15 protein-coding genes and 1 pseudogene are annotated in these 17,341 nt (G+C 37.6%); 15 read left to right on the top strand and 1 reads right to left on the bottom strand.

Translation table 11 applies throughout. The annotated features are described in order from the left end of the window. Positions 1-90 precede the first annotated feature (90 nt). Both clpB and C5Q96_RS03140 read left to right on the top strand, forming a co-directional pair. Positions 91-2,616, top strand: coding sequence for an ATP-dependent chaperone ClpB (gene clpB / locus C5Q96_RS03145; RefSeq protein ID WP_106056965.1), 2,526 nt, complete (start codon positions 91-93; stop codon positions 2,614-2,616). A 173-nt stretch (positions 2,617-2,789) separates the two neighbouring features. Beyond that, positions 2,790-3,713 carry a serine aminopeptidase domain-containing protein gene (locus C5Q96_RS03140; RefSeq protein ID WP_106056964.1) on the top strand — a complete coding sequence of 308 codons (924 nt, stop codon included), beginning with the start codon at positions 2,790-2,792 and terminating at the stop codon, positions 3,711-3,713. A 62-nt stretch (positions 3,714-3,775) separates the two neighbouring features. Here the strand turns inward: C5Q96_RS03140 and C5Q96_RS03135 are convergent, their stop codons facing one another. Further along, on the bottom strand, positions 3,776-4,435 hold the full coding sequence (locus C5Q96_RS03135; protein WP_106056963.1) for a GntR family transcriptional regulator: 660 nt from the start codon (positions 4,433-4,435) through the stop codon (positions 3,776-3,778). A gap of 129 nt (positions 4,436-4,564) precedes the next feature. Between C5Q96_RS03135 and nth the strand changes: the two genes are divergently transcribed. From nth to C5Q96_RS03070, 13 genes and pseudogenes are all read left to right on the top strand, one after another. Continuing rightward, positions 4,565-5,230 carry an endonuclease III gene (gene nth / locus C5Q96_RS03130; RefSeq protein ID WP_106056962.1) on the top strand — a complete coding sequence of 222 codons (666 nt, stop codon included), beginning with the start codon at positions 4,565-4,567 and terminating at the stop codon, positions 5,228-5,230. Between the two features lie 82 nt (positions 5,231-5,312). Beyond that, positions 5,313-5,783: a tRNA (uridine(34)/cytosine(34)/5-carboxymethylaminomethyluridine(34)-2'-O)-methyltransferase TrmL gene (gene trmL, locus C5Q96_RS03125; RefSeq protein ID WP_106056961.1), complete on the top strand. Its 471-nt coding sequence runs from the start codon at positions 5,313-5,315 to the stop codon at positions 5,781-5,783. A gap of 48 nt (positions 5,784-5,831) precedes the next feature. Beyond that, on the top strand, positions 5,832-6,845 hold the full coding sequence (gap, locus tag C5Q96_RS03120) for a type I glyceraldehyde-3-phosphate dehydrogenase (RefSeq protein WP_106056960.1): 1,014 nt from the start codon (positions 5,832-5,834) through the stop codon (positions 6,843-6,845). Between the two features lie 71 nt (positions 6,846-6,916). Then, on the top strand, positions 6,917-8,101 hold the full coding sequence (locus C5Q96_RS03115) for a phosphoglycerate kinase (protein ID WP_106056959.1): 1,185 nt from the start codon (positions 6,917-6,919) through the stop codon (positions 8,099-8,101). A 21-nt stretch (positions 8,102-8,122) separates the two neighbouring features. After that, positions 8,123-8,884 carry a triose-phosphate isomerase gene (tpiA, locus tag C5Q96_RS03110; RefSeq protein ID WP_106056958.1) on the top strand — a complete coding sequence of 254 codons (762 nt, stop codon included), beginning with the start codon at positions 8,123-8,125 and terminating at the stop codon, positions 8,882-8,884. A gap of 68 nt (positions 8,885-8,952) precedes the next feature. Continuing rightward, a complete protein-coding gene (eno, locus tag C5Q96_RS03105; protein ID WP_106056957.1) occupies positions 8,953-10,233 on the top strand; it encodes a phosphopyruvate hydratase in 1,281 nt (426 codons plus the stop codon). A 19-nt stretch (positions 10,234-10,252) separates the two neighbouring features. Beyond that, positions 10,253-12,229 (top strand): bifunctional 4-hydroxy-3-methylbut-2-enyl diphosphate reductase/30S ribosomal protein S1, encoded by a 1,977-nt coding sequence (locus tag C5Q96_RS03100; protein ID WP_106056956.1) that lies wholly within the window; start codon positions 10,253-10,255, stop codon positions 12,227-12,229. A gap of 64 nt (positions 12,230-12,293) precedes the next feature. Then, on the top strand, positions 12,294-14,252 hold the full coding sequence (rnr, locus tag C5Q96_RS03095; protein ID WP_106056955.1) for a ribonuclease R: 1,959 nt from the start codon (positions 12,294-12,296) through the stop codon (positions 14,250-14,252). A 664-nt stretch (positions 14,253-14,916) separates the two neighbouring features. Further along, the gene (locus C5Q96_RS03090) at positions 14,917-15,693 is read left to right on the top strand and encodes an alpha/beta fold hydrolase (protein WP_106057993.1); all 777 of its coding nucleotides are present in this window, start codon (positions 14,917-14,919) and stop codon (positions 15,691-15,693) included. Between the two features lie 274 nt (positions 15,694-15,967). After that, positions 15,968-16,285 (top strand): DUF6442 family protein, encoded by a 318-nt coding sequence (locus C5Q96_RS03085; RefSeq protein WP_106056954.1) that lies wholly within the window; start codon positions 15,968-15,970, stop codon positions 16,283-16,285. Between the two features lie 9 nt (positions 16,286-16,294). After that, positions 16,295-16,501, top strand: coding sequence for a helix-turn-helix transcriptional regulator (locus C5Q96_RS03080; protein ID WP_106056953.1), 207 nt, complete (start codon positions 16,295-16,297; stop codon positions 16,499-16,501). A 194-nt stretch (positions 16,502-16,695) separates the two neighbouring features. Beyond that, positions 16,696-16,827 carry a hypothetical protein gene (locus C5Q96_RS08820; protein WP_273280143.1) on the top strand — a complete coding sequence of 44 codons (132 nt, stop codon included), beginning with the start codon at positions 16,696-16,698 and terminating at the stop codon, positions 16,825-16,827. A 26-nt stretch (positions 16,828-16,853) separates the two neighbouring features. Beyond that, positions 16,854-17,015, top strand: a pseudogene (locus C5Q96_RS03070) (IS21 family transposase); the annotation flags it as partial. Between the last annotated feature and the right edge of the window lie 326 nt (positions 17,016-17,341).

Here is a 17,341-nt window from a genome sequence, read left to right as displayed (position 1 = left end):
TTATTAGCACTCGTCACAGACGAGTGCTAAATTATTAATGTAAGCAAAATGTGATGCTTATAATAAAGTAATTATTTAAGGAGGAAGGCAATGAATATTGAAAAATATACACAGAAAATGCAAGGTGCCATTCTCGATGCGCAAAGTATAGCTAATTCGTATGGACACCAGCAATTAGAAATTGCACATGTTCATTATGCAATAATAAGTGATAGTGATGGTTTGATTCCTAAGCTTTTGGAGGCAATGAATGTAGATGTTAAATCTTTAAAAGCTGACTTGAAATCAGATCTTGAAAAGCTACCTAAGGTAAGTGGTAGCTCTGCACAGTTATATATGAGTTCTGAGCTTAACAATGTGCTTACTAAAGCCGAAAAAATAGCAAGTGACTTCAAGGATGAATACGTAAGTGTTGAACATCTATATCTTGCAATTCTTGATTCTAACAACCAGGAAGTAAGCAGATTGATGACCAAGTATGGTATTAATAAAGACGAATTCATGAAGGCTCTGACTATGGTTAGAGGAAATCAAAGAGTGACAAGTCAGAATCCAGAGGATACGTATGATGCTCTAAATAAATATGGAACAGATTTAGTTGATGCTGCAAGAAAGGGTAAGCTTGACCCAGTTATAGGCAGGGATCTCGAGATTAGAAGGGCAATTGAAATCCTATCGAGAAGGACGAAAAACAATCCGGTACTTATTGGACAACCTGGAGTTGGAAAGACTGCTGTTGTAGAGGGACTTGCTCAGCGTATTGTAAATGGCGATGTTCCAGATGGACTTAAAGGAAAGACCATTTTCTCTCTTGATATGGGTTCGCTTATTGCCGGTGCCAAGTATAGAGGTGAGTTTGAAGAACGTCTTAAGGCGGTTCTAAATGAAATTGATAAATCAGATGGGAATATCATACTCTTTATAGATGAGATTCATACTATTGTCGGTGCTGGAAAGACTGAAGGGTCGATGGATGCAGGAAATCTTCTAAAGCCAAAGCTTGCTAGAGGTGAACTTCACTGCATAGGGGCAACAACTCTTGATGAGTACAGAAAGTACATAGAGACAGATGCAGCTCTTGAAAGACGATTCCAAAAGGTGATGGTAGATGAACCATCTGTTGAGGATACTATATCTATTTTAAGAGGTCTTAAAGAAAAGTTTGAGATTCATCATGGTGTTAGAATCACTGATAATGCTTTAATCGCATGTGCAACATTATCTAACAGATATATTAGCGACAGATATTTACCTGACAAAGCTATTGATCTGATGGACGAGGCCGCTGCTAGGATTAGAACTGAAATAGACAGTATGCCTTCAGATCTTGACCAGATCTCTCGTAAAATCATGCAGCTTGAAATTGAAAAACAGGCGCTCTCCAAAGAAGAGGATAAGGCTAGCAAGAGTAGGCTTGATGCGATCAGCGAGGAACTAGCAAATCTTAAGACTGAAAATGACGAACTCATGGCTAAATGGTCAAATGAGAAAAATATGATTCAAGAGCTTAAGAATAAAAAGCTAAAGCTAGATGAGCTCCGCCATGAGATTGAAAGTGCAGAGCGTGAGTATGATTTAGAGAAGCTAGCAAAGCTGAAGTATGGTGAGCTACCAGCTCTTGAAAAAGAAATTGAAGATTTAAAGAATAAGACAGAACAAGCTAATGAAAGCCGAATGCTCCGTGAGGAGGTTGGAGAAGAAGAAATTCAAGCAGTAATCTCTGAGTGGACAGGTATTCCGGTAAGTAAGCTAGCTGAATCTGAGCGTGAAAAATTGCTCCACCTGGAGGATATTCTTCATAAGAGGGTAATCGGTCAGGATGAGGGTGTAAAAGCCGTTTCAGAGGCAATTTTAAGGGCTCGTGCAGGGCTTAAGAACGAGAATCGTCCAGTTGGGTCATTTATATTCTTGGGACCTACAGGAGTAGGTAAGACAGAGCTCGCAAAAGCGCTTACAGAGACACTATTTGATACTGAAAAGAACTTAATCAGAATCGATATGTCAGAGTACATGGAAAAGCATACGGTCTCAAGACTAGTCGGATCTCCTCCAGGATATGTTGGATATGATGAAGGTGGACAATTAACTGAGGCTGTAAGAAGAAAACCTTATAGTGTCATATTGTTTGACGAAATTGAGAAAGCTCATCCAGATGTATTTAACATACTCCTTCAGTTACTGGATGATGGAAGACTTACAGACAACCAGGGACGGACGGTAGATTTTAAGAACACAATCATTATCATGACGTCTAATCTACCTGAATCACAGCTTAAGACATTCTTCAGACCAGAGTTTCTCAATAGAATAGATGATATAGTCGTGTTTAAGTCACTCACAATTGAGCAAATAGAAAAGATCGTTGATTTAATTATTGAGTCGCTCGTAAAGAGGCTTGAAGAACGCGGTATAGGTCTTGAACTTTCCGAAGATGCAAGGCGCTTTATAGCTAAAGAGTCATATGACGAAGAATTTGGTGCAAGACCTGTAAAAAGGTATGTACAGAAGAATATCGAGAATCAAATTGCGGAGATGATTATTTCAAACGAAGTAATTGATGGTCAGACTATAGAAATCACAGTATCTGATAATAGCCTTAAGTTCGATGTTCGTTAAGCTTGTGCGTACAATAGTTAATACTAACTGATAGATAGAGATAGGTGTTTTATTTGCACCTATCTCTTGTGCTATACTCTATTATAGGGTGTGAATTATCATCATAATTATTAAATTTGAATATTAAATTTATTGGGATAAATTAACACAAGCATAATATTGTGAGGTGACACATGGCAGAATATAGGGATATATATAGACGTGCAGCAAACGGTGAAGGACAGGTTGTTTCGTTTAAATACACACGCGTAAACCCACGTGCTATAGTTCAGATAGTACACGACATTAGCGAACATAGCATGCGTTATCATGAGCTAGCCGTGGCGCTTAATGACTATGGATTTTACGTATGTGGTAATGATCTTATAGGTCACGGGATGAGCAAACAGGGGCACCAAGGTTGCTTTGGGATAAAGAAAAATTCCTACGAGGGATTGCTCGGCGATATAGATTCACTTTTTAACGAGGTTTCAGCTGAAGTTGGCGGCACAGTTCCTAGAATCATAATTGGTGCTGGATTTGGAGCAATGCTTAGTGAGCTATATACGATTAAGTATGGGAATATATCAATGATAATCTCTATGGAAAATCTTGAAATTCCCGCAGCTCTAAGCTTTATTAAATTAAATGCCAATAATCACATTAAGAGGAAGGGCTTTAACTCCGTATCTGAGAGTGTTCATAATACGATGTACCAGATGGGAAAGCCGGCAGGCTCACCCCCTTACAATGAATTTTTCTGGATAAGCAGCGATGAAGGAGAGTTAAAGAAATATGTGGACGATGAAGATTGTGGATTTATGCTTACTGCGTCTGCCTATAGAGAAATGATAAGTGTAATTGAGCAATTGAGAGGAAAGGACGGTATAGTTAGACTACCAGATATTCCTATCTATATACTTGCTGGTTCGGAAGACCAAAGAGGAAACTGCGGGAATTCGGTCATGAGAATAGCGAATATGCTTAGCGCAAAAGGTCATAATGAAGTTTCGTACAAACTATATAAGGATTGTTATCATGATATTCTTCATGATATTTGTAAGAAACAAGTTATAAAGGATATATTGGGGTGGATAGAGCACAAGTTAAACAAATAATCTAATTCATATAAAATGCGATAGTATTATTAAAAAATAATGCTATCGCATTGATATGTTATTTAGAAGAGATGAGACATTCTTCGAAGTTTGCTTTGTTTCATATGGTATTCCATAGCAGTTTTACCAGCGGCTACATTTTTAGTTTCGAAGGCTTCAAAAATATTCTTGTGCTCCTGCAGTATCGTTTTCAGATAGTCATCGGAGAATGTCTTTGCAGGTGCTGAGTGCTTAAGGTATGTTTGATATGTTGATAAAGTAAGATAGAGCATTCTGTTTTTAGTACCTTTATAGATGATATTGTGGAATGCGGAATTAAAATACAAAACCTTATCTACATCATTTTTTAGAGTATAGAACTCCATAAATTCGATGTTCTCTCTAAGTGTGTTTACTTCATCATCATTCATTCGCTCAATCGCCCATTCGACTGCTTGTACTTCAAACGTTCTCCTAAGATCAAATAGGTCTGAAATATCACGGCTTGATAAACCGATTACGTATGCACCGCGATTAGGTATATTTTCAATTAGTCCGTCAGATTCTAATTGTCTAAAGGCCTCGCGTACAGGAGTTCTACTAACGTTGTATTTCTTGCAGATTGCCTGCTCTGTAAGCTTTGAATTAGCTGGTATTTTTCCGCTGAGAATGTCTTTTTGGACCTTTACGAAAAGACTATTTGATAGAGGCTGATTGCTCTCTAGTTCGGGGTTCATTACCATATTTAGCTCCTTTAATTGTAATTACACTACTGTATGGGGTATACAATTTGTATAAATGTATTCTTCGTATACGATTATATTGAAAGCATGTATAAAGTCAATATTTAAACACGAAAAAAGGGTAGTATCATGAATAAACGTAAAACAAAAAAATATTTTAAAACTGATGATGAAGTAAAATTAGTATTGGATAAGCTGGAAGCAGAGTATCCTGATGCTGATTGTGCACTACATTATGATTCGATCTTTCATTTGCTACTTGCAGTTGTATTATCTGCACAGACGACAGACGCAAGTGTAAACAGGATAACACCAAGACTTTTTAGTACTTATGAGAATCCACGTCAACTAGCAGCAGCAGACATCAAAGACGTGGAAGGAATGATTAAAACTCTAGGATTATATAAAAATAAAGCAAAAAGCCTTGTAGGAATTGGAAATATGCTAACTGAATCATATGGGGGAGAAGTTCCTCGCAACTTTTCAGAACTTCAAAAACTTCCGGGAGTAGGGCGTAAGACAGCCAATGTAGTCATGTCTGTCGGGTTTGGAGAGCCTCATATAGCTGTCGATACCCATGTGTTTAGGGTTTCTAATCGAATTGGGCTCGTTGATGAGGGTGATGTTTTAAAAACAGAAAAAGCACTTATGGAAGTAATTCCTAAGAATAGATGGTCACATATGCATCATGTATTAATTTTTCACGGAAGAAGATGCTGTACCGCCAGAAATCCCAAATGTGATGAATGCTGTGTAAGGGATGTATGTAGATATAATAGAGAGAATCAAAAATAAATTTAAAATTGCATTATTGAAAATACAACACCTAACTGATATTATATTTTTGTTGAAAGTTTTAGTTTTTAAGGAGATGAATTTGTCACTACATGTAGTCCTAGTTGAGCCAGAAATACCTCAAAATACTGGTAACATTGCAAGAACCTGCGCAGCAACCAATACTACGCTTCATCTAGTGCGACCACTTGGGTTTAATATAGATGAGAAATCGGTTCGCAGAGCTGGACTTGACTACTGGAGATACGTTGATTTAATCGTTCACGATAGTTTAGATAAGTTCCTCTCTGAACATGGGAATGCGAGATTATTCCTTGCTACCACTCACGGTGATAATTGTTATACTGATTTCGAATATGAAGATGGTGATATGTTCTTATTTGGGCGAGAGACAAGAGGTCTTCCTAAAGAGCTGATTGGAAATTATGCTGACACAGCTATTAGAATACCCATGAGTGAGAATACAAGGCTTAGGTCTCTGAACCTTGCTAATTCAGTCAACATTGTTTTATTTGAAGCTCTCCGTCAGAACGGATTCCCTGGGCTTCTATAGTGTCGTTTTATGTAATGGCAATCTTTTTCGAATGTTAAGGAGGAAAAAATGATTAAAGTCGGTATTAGCGGATTCGGAAGAATTTCAAGAGTAGTCATGAGAGCAGCTCTTGATATGGATGATATCGAAATTGCAGGTATTAATTGGCGTAACTCCGATCTAGATTATATCGTCTATATGCTTAAATACGATTCGACGTTCGGCAGATTCCCTGGAACTGTTGAGAAGTATGAAGATGGAATCGTTGTAAATGGCAAGAAAATTCCAGTATTTATGGAAGATGATGCGAAAAATATTCCTTGGGATAAGTGTGGAGCGGAATACATAGTTGAAGGAACAGGTGCTTATAACACTACTGAAAAAGCTCAGGCACATCTCGATGCTGGTGCTAAGAAGGTAATTATTTCGGCTCCTGCAAAAGATAAGGCAACACCTACGTATGTCTATGGTGTTAACCACGAGGATTATGATAGTAAGTTCAATGTTGTTTCTAATGCATCTTGTACAACGAACTGCTTGGCTCCTCTTTGTAAGGTTATCAATGATAACTGGGGAATCGATCAGGGTCTGATGTCAACCATTCATGCTGCAACAGCAAAGCAGAAAGTTGTTGATGCAAGATCTATGAAGGACTGGAGAACCGGAAGATCTGTATTTAACAATATAATTCCTACTACAACCGGTGCAGCAAAGGCTGTATCTCTTGTAATTCCAGAATTAGAGGGAAGACTAACAGGTAAAGCTTACCGTGTACCAACAGCGAATGTATCGGTTATAGATTTAAATCTTATTCTCAAGAATCCAGCATCTTACGAAGATATTTGTGCTAAGGTCAAGGAAGCTTCTGAGAATGAATTTAAAGGAATTATCGAATTCGTTGATGATGAAGTTGTGTCGTGTGATTTTATCGGGGATCCTTGTACGTGCATATTTGATGCTAGAGAAGGTATAGAATTAAATGACAGGTTCTTCAAGTTTATTATGTTCTATGATAATGAGTACGGATATAGCATACAGCTTCTAAGACTCATCCAGCACATGGGGAAAGTTGATAATAAATAAGAATTATAACTATACGATGCCGTGCATTATGCGCGGCATATCATTTATTTTGTACAAGTGAGGTACACGATATGAAGAAGACGATTAGGGATATTGATTGGTCTGATAAAACAGCGGTGGTAAGGTGCGACTTCAATGTTCCGCTTGTAAATGGTAAAATCAGTGATGATACTAGAATTGTTGCTGCATTACCAACTATAAATTATTTACGTGATAATGGCGCTAAAGTTGTTATTTTATCGCATCTTGGTAGACCAAAAGGTGAGCCTAATGATGATTTCTCGCTCCATCCGGTAGCGGAAATGCTTAGTGAAAAACTTGGATCTCATGTTAAATTTATAAAATCTGATGTAGTGGTCGATGATAAAGTTTCTGAAGCTGTTAAAAATCTTGCTCCTTCAGAAGTTGCTCTTATTGAGAATGTAAGATACAGAAGTGAAGAAACGAAGAATGATCCTACGTTTGCACGAGAGCTAGCATCTCTCGGTGATGTATTTGTACAGGAAGCATTTGGAACGGCGCATAGAGCGCATGCTTCAACAACAGGTATAGTCGATTATATTCCTGCAGTGTCGGGATTCCTGATTGAGAAGGAATTGAAGTTTTTGGGTGCTGCAATTGAAAAACCGGAAAGACCGCTGGCTGCAATAATGGGTGGCGCAAAGGTAAAAGATAAGATTCCGGTTATTATTAATCTATTAGATAAGATAGACTACTTAGTTATTGGTGGAGGTATGGTTTATACTTTCCTAAAAGCTGAAGGCTATAGCATTGGAAAATCTATTTTCGACGAAGAAGGTTACGAACTTATCGGAAAGATTAAGACTGAAGCAGCAGCAAAGGGTGTTAAGCTCATGTTACCTGTGGACGTTGTAGCAGCAAAAGAGTTCTCGAATGAATCAGAGCACGGTGTCTATAGTGTGTCAGAAATTCCTGACGACATGATGGGAATGGATATCGGACCAAAGTCTGAGCAGTTATATTGCAGTGAACTTGAGAAGTGCAAGACCGTAGTGTGGAACGGGCCAATGGGAGTGTTTGAAATGCCAACGTTTGCTTCTGGAACAAGAGCGATTGCAGAATGCCTAGCATCAATTGATGCGACTACTATAATTGGGGGTGGAGATTCAGCTGCAGCAGTGACTTCGTTTGGGTTAGCTGATAAGATGACGCATATTTCCACAGGAGGAGGAGCAAGCCTAGAATTCTTAGAAGGAAAAGACCTTCCTGGAATAGCATGCTTAAATGAAAAATAGATTAAAGGGCAGGATAATTAGATGAAGAAATTTTTAATTGCTGGTAATTGGAAGATGAATAAATCAATTGCTGAAGCAAAACTCTTTGCCGACCAATTAAAAGGTGAGAGGATTGCACATCCAGAGCAATTGGCTGTAATTGCACCGTTTACGCAGCTTGAGACCCTCAAGAGAGAACTCGATGGGACAGGTATAAAGGTCGGTGCACAGAATGTTCATTTTGAAAAGAGTGGAGCCTATACTGGAGAGATTTCAGTCCCTATGCTCAAGGAGCTTGATATTGATCTCTGCATCGTGGGTCACTCTGAAAGAAGAGAATATTTTGCTGAGACAGATAGTACGGTAAATATGAAGCTTAAAGCACTCTTAAATGCCGGAATCACGCCTATTTTATGTGTTGGGGAAAGTCTAGAAATTAGAGAGACTGGCAATGCAATGCTATTTGTCAGTGGACAGATAACTGAAGACCTAGACGGACTCACCCCAGCGGAAGTTGAACAGATTGTTATAGCATATGAACCAATTTGGGCGATAGGAACAGGTAAGACGGCAACACCAGATCAGGCAGAGGAGATGTGTGGATTTATCAGAGGAATGATAGAAGGGATGTATGGAAGGGAAACTGCAGAAGGAATGATAATTCAGTACGGAGGCAGTATGAAACCTTCAAATGCCGATGAACTTCTAAAAAAACCTGATATTAACGGAGGCCTTATAGGAGGTGCAAGCCTGGAGGTTGGAACGTTTATGGAAATTGCAAAGGCAGCGTTCAAACTACAGTAATTACAGATATATATTATGTGTATTCTGTTATATTATATTAAATTTTACTTAAAAACGGAGGGTATGGTATGTCATCTATAATCACAAATGTAATTGGCAGAGAAATTCTTGACTCAAGAGGAAATCCTACAGTTGAAGCTGAGGTATGGTTAGAAGATGGGACTGTGGCAGTTGGCGATACACCAAGTGGTGCATCAACGGGTATATATGAAGCTCTTGAACTTAGAGATGGTGATAAATCTCGTTACGGTGGCAAGGGTGTTTCTAAAGCAGTATATCACGTCAATAATGAGATTAAGACCTTGCTTCTTGGCAAGGATGCTCAGGACATATATGCAATAGAGAAGCTAATGATCGACGCAGATGGAACTAAGGGAAAGAGTAACTTCGGTGCAAATGCTATTCTTGCAGTGTCTCTTGCTTGTTCTAAGGCTGCAGCTAAATCATTAGGTATTCCACTATTTAAATTTTTCGGTGGTATTAACGGAAACACACTTCCTGTTCCAATGATGAATATCCTGAATGGAGGAGAGCACGCGTCAAATACCGTCGATGTACAGGAGTTTATGATTATGCCTGTAGGTGCACCTTCCTTTAAGGAATGCTTAAGATGGTGTGCTGAAGTTTATCATCAGTTAGGTAAAGATCTTAAAAAAGCAGGATATTCCGTAGGAATTGGTGATGAAGGTGGATTCGCACCAGACCTAAAGGATGAATTTGAAGTATTAGACTACATCTTAGCAGCAATCAAGAATGCTGGATATACTCCAGGAAATGACTTTGTAATTGCGATTGATGCTGCTGCAAGTGGCTGGAAAACCGATAAGACGGGTTATTACAAGATGCCTAAGTCAGGTAGAGAGTTTAGCGCTTCTGAACTAGTTCAGAACTGGGCAGAGTTCTGTGACAAATACCCAATTGCTTCTATCGAGGATGGAATGGACGAAGATGATTGGGATGGATGGAAGCTCATGACTGAAAAGCTTGGAGATAAGATTCAAATCGTTGGTGATGATTTATTTGTTACTAATCCAGAAAAATTAGCAAAGGGTATTGAGCTCGGCTGTGCAAATGCAATTCTAATTAAACTTAACCAGATTGGAAGTATATCTGAGACACTAGAGGCAATTGAACTTGCTAAAAAGAACGGATACAATGCAATAGTTTCGCATAGATCTGGTGAGACAGAAGATACTACTATTGCAGATTTAGTAGTAGGCATCAATGCAAGACAGATTAAAACCGGAGCACCTGCTCGTACAGATAGAGTTGCAAAGTATAACCAGCTTTTAAGAATTGAAGATAAGCTTGGAGCTGGTGCCAAATTCCCTGGGAAAAAGTGCTTCTAAAAACTGGTAAGGTGGATAATTGGAAATAATAAGAGCTGATCATTCTGGGTTTTGCTTTGGTGTAGAGAAAGCCATTGATAAGACCTTTGAACGAATAGATAGAGCAAAAAAAGATTGCCGTACTACATACACGTGCGGCAATCTAATTCATAATAGGGCTGTCACTGAAAGGGTTGAATCCATGGGAGTGAAAATGATTTCTTCTCTCGATGAAGCAAAAGAAGGTGACGTTGTAATTGTACGCTCTCATGGGGAACCAAAGGAGTTTTACGATAAGGCAGATGCAAAAGGTATAGAATTAATAGACACAACCTGCGTATTTGTAACTAAGATTCACAAATTGGTTTTATCGGCCCATGGAGAAGGTAGGCCAATCATAATTGTCGGGAGTGCAAATCATCAAGAAGTTAAAGCTACCAATGGATGGTGTGATTATGCTGGAATAATTTTAGAGAATAAAGAAGAGGCAGATAGATACGTTAGAAATTTTAATTCTGACAAAATTCCATTAATAGTGTGTCAGACAACTATAAAGCGAGAACTGCTGGATTCTATTCTTGGCGTTTTTGACAAGGCATCTCTCAAATATGAGATAAAAAACACTATCTGTAATGCAACCAGAGATAGACAGGAAAGCTGTGCGCAACTAGCAAAAAAAGTAGACGTTATGGTTGTTATTGGAGATCCGAATAGTTCAAATTCAAAAAAACTATATGAAATAGCAAAAAAATACTGTAAAAATGCATTATTTATACAGGATATTTCAGATTTAGAGTTGAAAGAACTGGGCAATTATAATAAAATAGGGGTAACTGCGGGTGCTTCAACACCCGAATGGATTATTAAGGAGGTTATTGCTAGTATGAGCGAAAATGTCACAGCTAATGTGGATCATAATCCAATGTTGGATTATATGGATGACATTGAGAATTCTTTACGTCTACCAAGACCTGGAGAAATTGTTGATGGAACTGTGCATCAGGTAATGGATAACGAGGTAATCGTTAACATTGGATGCAAGAAGGATGGAATCCTTTTGAAGAATGAGGTATCTCTAGAGCCAGGACAGACTCTAGCTGACTTATTTAAGGAAGGTGATGAAATCCAGGCCAAGGTAATGAAGTCAGATGATGGTGAGGGTGGAATTCTTCTTTCTAAGAAGAGACTCGAGATGAACGAGAACTTCAAGGAACTTGCCGCAGCACAGGCTAATAAGGAGATTATTTCAGTTAAGCTCGTTAAATCTGTTAACAGCGGAGTAATTGCAGCTTATAAGGAGATTTCAGGATTTATTCCTCTTTCTCAGCTATCTGATAGATATGTTGAAAATGCCGATGAATTCCTAGGACAGACAGTAGATGTTGAGGTTATCAAGGTTGACAACAAGCGTAACAGAGCAGTTTTCTCAAGAAAGGCTGTACTAGTTGACGAAAAGCGTAAGCAGGTTGCAGAGATTTGGGCGAACCTAAATGTTGGCGATGTTGTTGAAGGAAAAGTTATGAGATTCACTGACTACGGTGCATTCGTAGATATCGGTGGTGTTGACGGTCTTCTTCACATCTCTGAAATTTCTTGGGGCAAGCTTAAGCACCCTAAGGAGGTTCTCAACATCGGAGACATTATCAACGTTAAGATTCTTGCATTAAACGAAGAGAAAGGGAAGATTTCTCTTGGTCTCAAGCAGACTCAGCCTGAACCATGGTCGCTAGTTGGTTCAAAGTATGAGGTTGGTCAGATTATTGAAGGTAAAGTAGTTCAGATTAAGGACTATGGCGCATTCGTTGAGCTAGAAGCTGGTCTTGATGGACTAGTTCATATTTCTGAAATTGCCAACAGAAGAGTCGAGAATGTTTCTGATGAGCTAGCGCTCGGAAATTCGATTACTGCTAAGATTATGGAAATTGATGCAGATAGAAAGAGAATCAGTCTAAGCATTAAGGCTTTGCTTGGTGATGAAGAAGAAGTTGAAGCTGAAGCTGAATCAACAGAAGAATAAATAATCAATAGATTATCATGGCCGACTTTTGTCGGCCTATTTTTATATTTACAAGTAGGATGAGATGTCTAGAAGAAGAAAGATAAAGAAGCCGAAGCGAAACGCTAGGAGAACGATGATTGTAGAAGGTAAACTCATGAAGAATAAACGTGGGTTTGGTTTCGTGTGCCCTGATGATGGTGCTGATATATTCGTATCAGGAAGAGACATGAATGGTGCCATGAATGGGGATATTGTACGAGTGAAGTCTCGTGAAAATCACAGAAGGCGGGGTGCTTTTGAAGGCAATATAATTAAAATCGTAGAGCGGAGCTGTAAATACGTTATCGGACATTTAATCGTGCAGCGTGGCTTATACCTTGTAAACCCCATTAATAAAAATAACGACCATATAATGATATCTAAGCATAATCTTAGCAGTGCTAAACCTGGAGATATCGTTAAGGCGAAGATTATTAGATACCCTAAAGGCGATTATATTGCCGAAGGTAGGATTAAAAGAATAGTAGCTAGAGCTGGAGATAAAGATCAGTTCATTCTCAGTCAAATGGCTGATTATAACGTTAAACCACATTTCTCTAATCGAGTAATAAATGATGCAGATGAAATAGCTAATAGAGTAAAGACTGTTCCTTCGCATGGACGTAAGGATTACAGAGCGCTTATGACCGTAACTATTGATGGAGCTGATTCAAAGGATTTTGACGATGCTATAAGCGTTAGAAAGCTAGATAATGGAAATTACGAGTTGCTTGTACACATCGCTGACGTTGCGGAATATGTACGTGAAGGCAGTTCTCTTGATAAGGAGGCTTTAAGTAGAGGAAATAGTGTATATCTACCTGATAGAGTTATCCCTATGCTTCCTGAACGTCTTTCAAATGGCGAGTGCAGTTTAAATCCTGATGTCGAAAGACTTACGATTAGCTGTGCAATGGAAATTGATGATGAAGGGCATGTTGTAAATTACGATATTAGTGAATCAATAATTAAGTCTAATTACAGGTTAATTTATGATGATGTATCGGATATGCTAGAGAATAATAATGAGGAACAAATAAAAAAGTATTTTGATGCGTATCCGATGCTGACAGACGCCTCCGAATTATATCATATCCTCTCAAGCAGACGGAAACGTGACGGAAGTCTTGACTTTGATTTACCTGAATCAAGGATAATATTAAATGAAGATGGTGAGCCGATAGATGTTATTCTGTCTAATCGCAGAGTAGCTAACCGATTGATTGAGGAATTTATGCTTGCTGCTAATAGGACTGTTGCAGAGCACTATTTCTGGGCGAAAAAGCCATTTGCCTATAGAGTTCATGAGAAACCCGATACTCTTAAAATGATGGAGCTAAAGGAATTCCTGATGAATCTAGGCTTTTGTCTCAATGGCAAATCAGATTCGATAAAGACAAAGGAGCTAAGCAATATTCTTACTATGCTTGATGGCAAACCAGAAGAAGCACTAGTAAGCCGTGTTATGATTAGAACAATGCAGAAGGCATATTATTCATCAGAATGCCTAGGTCACTACGGTCTTGCGTTTAAGTACTATTGTCACTTTACATCCCCAATCAGAAGATATGCTGATTTGCTCGTTCACAGAACGATTAAGAATCAAATTCACGCAGGAGAATTTATTTCGGATGGAACAGGATATAATGCGTTCTTGGAGGAGGCTTGTAAGCACATATCAGAGACTGAACGAAATGCTATGGAGCTTGAACGAAAGGTTACAAAGCATTACCAAGTTATCTATATGCGTAATCATATCGGCAGTGAGTTTGACGGGGTTGTAAGTGGAGTAAAATCTCACGGTATATACGTTGAGCTTGAGAATACGATAGAGGGGTTTGTAAGTATTGATCTGCTTGGTAATAGATATATAGTTGATGAGAAGACATATTCTGCTATTGATGAGATTAGTGGAAGTGTAATTACACTCGGACAGTCGATTAGAATCAGAGTCATTGATGCAAGTCCAGAAGACGGATATATTGATTTTGACATTGTTTAACGCTAGTAACTTTATGGCTATATAGTAATCAGTCTATTTTTCGACTAATTTCAGGACGACAGATTCCTTGCCGGCATTATGTCCTACAACGGTATCTATTTCCCAGTGACCACACTCAATTTTGAGTGAAGCAATCTTAAGACGTTCATCTATGCGAGCACCAAGAATACGTTTATTAGTATGAGCTTAATGTGTCTTGCACTTTCCAGTACCCCTGTGAATTTCGTTTAGAACCGTAGAAGCGGAGTAACCAACGGCTTCGGGAGTCTTGCGTAGATAATAACCAGATTTAGTAAAGATGCGAATGCTGCATATGTCCTCAAAGTTTAAGTGCTGACATCTTTCCCTATCAGGTGTAAATGTAGTAGAATTAGTTAATCCATGATGTTGATTCCTTTCTTGAATTTCTTTGATAACTTAATTCTAGCAAAGAATCCATCACGGATTACTTTTTTATTCAAGTGTTCAAGTTGATTTTACAATTAACAAAAAAATTTTGGACTCAAAACCTAAAGATAAGAATCTTGGTTTGGCATATTCTGCTATATGCGTTGCTTATATTGAAGGTAAGTTGTCATTTGAAAAGGAAGCCTAGCTATATTGTCTTTTAACTTTGGATGGCCATTATTATGCAATTTTAAAGAATATTGATGGTGAGGTACAAATGAAAGAATATAAAATTAAAGGTACAGTATACAAAATTCGATATAATGATTTTTATGGTGACTCAATACCAATTGTATTTATACATGGTTTAGGATGTGCGGGATCTTTTGACTACGTTGAAGTAGCATCTGCTCTTGGAAGTGAACATAGAATAATTTTAGTTGATTTATTGGGTGCGGGTTATAGTGATAAACCATTACTATTTAAATATACAGTTTCTTCACATGTTAAATACTTAAAAGAATTTATTGAAGATCTTAATTTAGAAAAAATTATTTTATTTGGTCACAGTTTAGGAGGTGCAATAGCTATAGAATTGTCTGCTTTGTTAAAAAGTCGTGTAAATGCTCTTATCCTTAGTGAATCAAACTTAGAACCTAGCACTCCTGGATCAGCAAGTTTTGAATTTGCAAATTTTAATGAGATGGATTTAGATAAGTCTTTTGAAAAGAAACTTATAGAGTATGAAAAATCAGGAAATACAATGTGGACCGCCACATTAAGAAGCTGGCTACCAAAAGCCGCATTTGAATTATCTGTTAATGCTGTTAGTGGTGGTAAAGTATCATGGAGAGAACTTTTATATAGACTTGAATTTCCAAAATATTTTATTTTTGGAGAAAAATCATTGCCTGATGCAGATTTTGATAAATTAACAGAGCATGGTATTCTTGTTGAAGTTGTTCCAAATGCTGGGCACTCAATGGCATGGGAAAATCCTGATGACTTTGCACAAGCAATAAAAAGGTGCTTGAATTCAATGTCTCTAGGATAAAAATCGAATGTAAAACTATGGGAGATTGATAAATTCCATCTCTTTTTTTCAAACGATAGTGAGGTGCATTAACAATTTATACCGTGAAATTGTATCTATTTGCGAGTCCCAATGAACGGTGCCGCCCTCTCACGCAAAAAAACGGGTTCAAAGGAGGTATTAAAGAATATCATTCGAAAGGTAAAATATTTATTCTAGCCTATTGACAATAAAACTTGGCATGATACAATATTAATACCAAGTAAACTTGGCAAAAGGATAAAGGAGAATGAATATGAAGAGAGATGAAGTTTTAGCAAGAAGTCGTGAGGGGTATAAATATCACGATGAGATGATGGTTGATATTTTTAAAAAAGCAGGTGAAATTTCCAGCCAAATCGGATTAGCTGTTGCTGCCATCCTATTTGGAATTGAAGCTTTTTTCTTCAATTCCTTTAATTATGGAATACTAAGTATTTATTTTAGTATTGAAGCAACGAAAGAACTTGTAAAGTATACAAAACTAAAAGAAAGAAAGCAATTGTTAGTGGGGATACTTATGGCGATTATAGGAATTGCCTTATTTGTAGCTAGCCTTATAACATTGAAGTAGTGATGGATTATGGATGATGAACTAGTTCTCAAAAATCATTTAAAAGAAGTCAGAAAAGAAAAAGGCTATTCACAACAACAGTTAGCTGATGAGGTGGGTGTTTCAAGAAACACAATCAGCTCAATTGAAACTGGTCAATTTAACCCCACTGCTAAATTAGCTTTGATACTTTGCATTGCTTTAGAAAAGAAATTTGAGGATCTTTTCTATTTTTAGACAAACATAGTTAAACCAAAATCTCCCTACAGTAAACAATATTGTTTATTGAAGGGAGATTTTATATTTAAGTATTAGGAGGTGATACCGTCGCTAAAGATGGAACATACAGAGGTGGAAGACGTGTAGAAGCAGGAGGGAAACCACAGCCTGCTGCTGAAAAAATAGAAAAAGGTAAAAAAGTAGAAATACTAATGAATGATATTCCAACATTCACGCCAAAAGAAATAGATGCTGTTGACTTACCAGATGGAGCAGTTCTTGATGGAACGGATATGCCAACACCTAGTAATTATCTATCAGCAAAACAAAAGAACGGCATATGATACTGTATTCGTGGAGGTAAATGCACATGAATACAGTACTATTAACTCAACTAAAAATATTAAAAATTAGCGACATTAAACCAAATTTTTCAGAGCTTGCAAGGTTATATGAAATGGACCGAAGAACTATTAAAAAATACTATGAAGGAAGATCTAAAAATAGATATAAAACTAGTAAATTAGACAAATTATAGTATCAATGAATAACGCTACACGCAAATGGATACAATAATATATTTGCATTTTGTAAAAACAATTTGGACAAAAGTGAGTTGTAGACACATTGCCAACAGTAACTATTTTCTTTAACCCTTGAACTTCGCAAGACAATAACTCAAGGTCATTGTCTTCTATGTATAATAAAGATGTGATAATATTCATATGAATTTCTTTCTCAGATGTTTTCCCCAAAACATATTATGAGAAAGTGAAAAGCGAGGTAAGAATAACAATTGCCTCGCTTTTCAAATACCAAATCTGGCCCCTAAAACCAGACCCTAAAATATCTAGATTC

It is taken from the genome of Mogibacterium diversum, from assembly GCF_002998925.1.
Taxonomy (GTDB): Bacteria; Bacillota; Clostridia; order Peptostreptococcales; family Anaerovoracaceae; genus Mogibacterium; species Mogibacterium diversum.
Note: the sequence above shows the minus strand (reverse complement) of the source record. Positions and strands in the feature narration are given on the sequence as shown.

Coding starts and splice junctions, on each gene's coding strand:
- nth (WP_106056962.1), top strand. CDS start 4,565: ATGAATAAACGTAAAACAAAAAAATATTTTAAAACTGATGATGAAGTA.
- C5Q96_RS03085 (WP_106056954.1), top strand. CDS start 15,968: ATGAAGAGAGATGAAGTTTTAGCAAGAAGTCGTGAGGGGTATAAATAT.
- clpB (WP_106056965.1), top strand. CDS start 91: ATGAATATTGAAAAATATACACAGAAAATGCAAGGTGCCATTCTCGAT.
- C5Q96_RS08820 (WP_273280143.1), top strand. CDS start 16,696: ATGAATGATATTCCAACATTCACGCCAAAAGAAATAGATGCTGTTGAC.
- C5Q96_RS03080 (WP_106056953.1), top strand. CDS start 16,295: ATGGATGATGAACTAGTTCTCAAAAATCATTTAAAAGAAGTCAGAAAA.
- C5Q96_RS03115 (WP_106056959.1), top strand. CDS start 6,917: ATGAAGAAGACGATTAGGGATATTGATTGGTCTGATAAAACAGCGGTG.
- C5Q96_RS03090 (WP_106057993.1), top strand. CDS start 14,917: ATGAAAGAATATAAAATTAAAGGTACAGTATACAAAATTCGATATAAT.
- rnr (WP_106056955.1), top strand. CDS start 12,294: ATGTCTAGAAGAAGAAAGATAAAGAAGCCGAAGCGAAACGCTAGGAGA.
- gap (WP_106056960.1), top strand. CDS start 5,832: ATGATTAAAGTCGGTATTAGCGGATTCGGAAGAATTTCAAGAGTAGTC.
- tpiA (WP_106056958.1), top strand. CDS start 8,123: ATGAAGAAATTTTTAATTGCTGGTAATTGGAAGATGAATAAATCAATT.
- eno (WP_106056957.1), top strand. CDS start 8,953: ATGTCATCTATAATCACAAATGTAATTGGCAGAGAAATTCTTGACTCA.
- C5Q96_RS03135 (WP_106056963.1), bottom strand. CDS start 4,435: ATGGTAATGAACCCCGAACTAGAGAGCAATCAGCCTCTATCAAATAGT.
- C5Q96_RS03140 (WP_106056964.1), top strand. CDS start 2,790: ATGGCAGAATATAGGGATATATATAGACGTGCAGCAAACGGTGAAGGA.